The organism is Nocardia sp. CY41 (genome assembly GCF_009829325.1).
Taxonomy (GTDB): Bacteria; Actinomycetota; Actinomycetes; order Mycobacteriales; family Mycobacteriaceae; genus Nocardia.
This window is the reverse complement of the sequence record NZ_VUOS01000094.1, coordinates 1-2,896: the sequence shown is the minus strand read 5'-3', so window position 1 is coordinate 2,896 and position 2,896 is coordinate 1. Positions and strand designations below refer to the sequence as shown.

Annotated in this window: 3 protein-coding genes; 2 read left to right on the top strand and 1 reads right to left on the bottom strand. The window is 68.4% G+C overall.

Annotated features, from left to right (window positions below; genetic code table 11):
- Positions 1 to 375: 375 nt before the first annotated feature.
- Positions 376 to 1,044 (bottom strand): hypothetical protein, encoded by a 669-nt coding sequence (locus GVY64_RS36700; protein WP_159851262.1) that lies wholly within the window; start codon positions 1,042 to 1,044, stop codon positions 376 to 378.
- A 234-nt stretch (positions 1,045 to 1,278) separates the two neighbouring features.
- On the opposite strand from GVY64_RS36700, the gene GVY64_RS36695 reads away from it, so the two are divergent.
- Both GVY64_RS36695 and GVY64_RS36690 read left to right on the top strand, forming a co-directional pair.
- Positions 1,279 to 1,878 (top strand): hypothetical protein, encoded by a 600-nt coding sequence (locus GVY64_RS36695; RefSeq protein ID WP_159851260.1) that lies wholly within the window; start codon positions 1,279 to 1,281, stop codon positions 1,876 to 1,878.
- A 539-nt stretch (positions 1,879 to 2,417) separates the two neighbouring features.
- The coding region (locus tag GVY64_RS36690; RefSeq protein ID WP_159851258.1) for a hypothetical protein at positions 2,418 to 2,896 on the top strand (479 nt) is incomplete at its 3' end.

The following is a 2,896-nucleotide window of genomic DNA, read 5'->3' as shown; positions in this document are numbered from 1 at the left end:
AGATCACCATCGTGTTCAGGACCTCGGGCATCACTCACCCCGGAAACTGTAGTCGCAGTGAGCCATCGCGACCGCGTCGTATCGGGCCACTGCGCTCGACTTCAGACCGACGGCCCCTATCCGGCGTATCCGGTTCCCTCCCCACGATCACCCTTACCGCTGTAATTCACAGGCGTGCTCGTCACGGGCCGAAATTTGCGCCGATACCCTGCGCCAGATGGCGCAGATCTTGGAAACACCGGCGACGAGCGGCAACAGTGCAGCTATACGGGGACGGCGCGGACCGGATGAACGATGCCGCCGAGCGGGGGCTCGACGGCATCCAGGCTCGCGTAGTGGTGTGCGTTCACCTATCGGCTTGCGGCGTCGTGGAAGTTACGCGGGGGAGTCGGTGTGCGGCGTGCCCGGTTCTTCCTCGTCGTAGGGCTGGTTCATGGTGTCGTGGAACTTGATGGCAGCAGCAATCCCCACCGGGATACCGAGAATCGCCGCACCGGCGATGGCACCGAGTCCGCCGAGCACACCCGCACCAGCGAGGCACCCGGCGATGAGGGTGAGGCCACCAGCATCAAGGATCGGAGCCCCGAAGACCGCGCCTGCCACCGCACCGACACCGCAACCGACAGCCGCACCGATCACACCGCCGCCCAGCGTCCCGATTCCGACGGCCAGATCGAACTCATTGATGGCAGCCTGGATCGCGGTGTCGAATCGCTCGGTGCGCGGATCGGCGGCGATGTCCTCGAGGTGCAGATCCGGTGTCGCTGCTCGGGCAGCCGCCTTGACCTCGTCGGGAGCTTCGAGCAGTTCCAGGGCTTTGGGCTTGACCGCGAAGGACGCGACTCCGGCCACGGTCGTGCCGGTCGCGTTCTTCACCTGGAACTGGCCGCCCTGGCTGATGAGGGTGGCCATCCCGGTCTCGATGACGACCGACTGGTCCAGGGTGTCGCTGGTGTAGTGGACCCCCGGCATGATTTCGGTACTGAGTATGTGCCCCTCCAGCGTCGCGGGAGCGGCCACAACCGTGCCGGACCCGATCCCCATGGCACTCACTACCGTGACAGCGACGACGGTAGCGCGAGCGATCCTGTTCATTCCTGCCTTCAACTCTCGATCTCCGCCCTGCACGGACTGCGCAGAGACAGCGGGTGCGGCGACATCACCAAGCACCGGAGCGAGACCCTATCAGGAAATGATTTTCATTTTCTTCAGGCGGGACATGACTCCCCCTCCACCGACATCTCAGTCGCGAGTTTCGTCCGACGAAACGTCGGTAGCGTGGTCGATACGGACGTCGACGAGCCGCGCGAACACTGCCCGCGATGCGGATCGCCGATCGTGCAACCCGACCGCGGGCGCCGCCGCCGATGGTGTTCGGACGACTGCCGACGACGCGGCAGCGAGCAAGGCATCCGCGTCCACGAAGTCGTGCGGGAGAGGGAAGTGCGGCGGCCGGAACGGATCTCGCTCAAGCGGCAGATCGCGCGACTGCTGGACGATCCCGACGCCACCGAACTGCTGCTGCGCACTCTCGCTCACCGCTGGCGCCACCACGGACCCGACACCGCCACGCGTCAAAGACTCAAGCCGACGATCCTCGACGTGTGGCAGGCATTCCACACCGCCGCCGACCCGGATGCGGCGCGGAATCCGCCGGCGAAACTCCCTACCGTCGCCGCCGAACACCGCGCCGCCGTGGAGCGGGTGTTGTCCTCCCCAAGGTCCATCCGGGACGTGCTGATGCGCGTGCGCGACATGCTCGACGCCGGACAGCTCCGCACCGGGTCAGCGGATCCGGTGCACAACGGCATCGCCTACCTGTCCCGCCGGAACACCCCGCCGCACCACCAGCAGTTCTACCGAGCACGCGGAAACTGACCCCTGCTGACACCGGGCCCGTGTGGTCCCGGTGGCAAGCGAGCGAAGCTCGTGCGGCAGCACCTCCCAAGGCGACCAGACGCCCAACCGCAGCGCGCGCACCCTCCCGGCGGCCGCCGCCATTCCTCCCCCGTTCCTCCCCGAATCCGATGCCACTGCTCGACATTCCGTCCCGCCCCGTCCCCGGTTTCTTGACCACCCTCGCTCCAGGTACGCAGATCGAGGGTGGTCAAGAAAACGGCAGCCCGCGAACGTAGGGGACGGGGCGGGACGCAAACACCGCAGCTCAGACCGGATCGGCCTCGCGACTGAAGTAGCGACCAAGGTAGCGACCAGACTCGCGACCAGGGTCGCGACCAGGGTAGCGACGGCTGCGCGAGGCTAGTCGCGACCCTAATCGCTACCCCTGGCTGCAGGCCGTGGCGCAGGTAGGCAGCCCGGGACCCCGGCTCGACATCCATTCCCTGCTCGGCCGGGGTTCTCGGGTGTCGCGGTGGAGCCCGAGGGTCCGCGCTCGTCTCGAGGCCCAGATCGCGGAGGTGAGCGAGCAGATCGACCAGCACGCCCCGGCCGCCGAGGCCGCCCGCAGCGCTGCCGACGCCGCGGCCGAGGACACCGGGGTGGCGCAGGAGGAGTGGGCCGCGGTGTCGCGCAACGCCAACCAGGCGCAATGTCAGCGCCGGGTGCGTGAAGCCGTCCAGGCCGACGCGGCCGCGCTCACCGCCGACTCCCGGAGAGGTGTTGGCGTGCTCGCGTTCGAGCCGCTCACGCTCACGCTCCCGCGCGGCCTGCTCGCGTTCGAGCCGATCGGCCTCGTCGAGGGCCTGTTTCGCAGCCTTGATTGCGGCGGCCTGCTCGGTCAGGGTCTTGTTGTCCGCCCGCACCTGCGCCAGGAGCGGGCCGCCCAGCCGTCGCGCTTCGAGTTCCTGGCGCAGCGCCGCGATTTCGGCGCGGCGGTGCAGCAGCTCCCCGCCCAGCTGGTCGTCGTCCCACGTGCGCGGGGCGAGGTCGTGCCGCG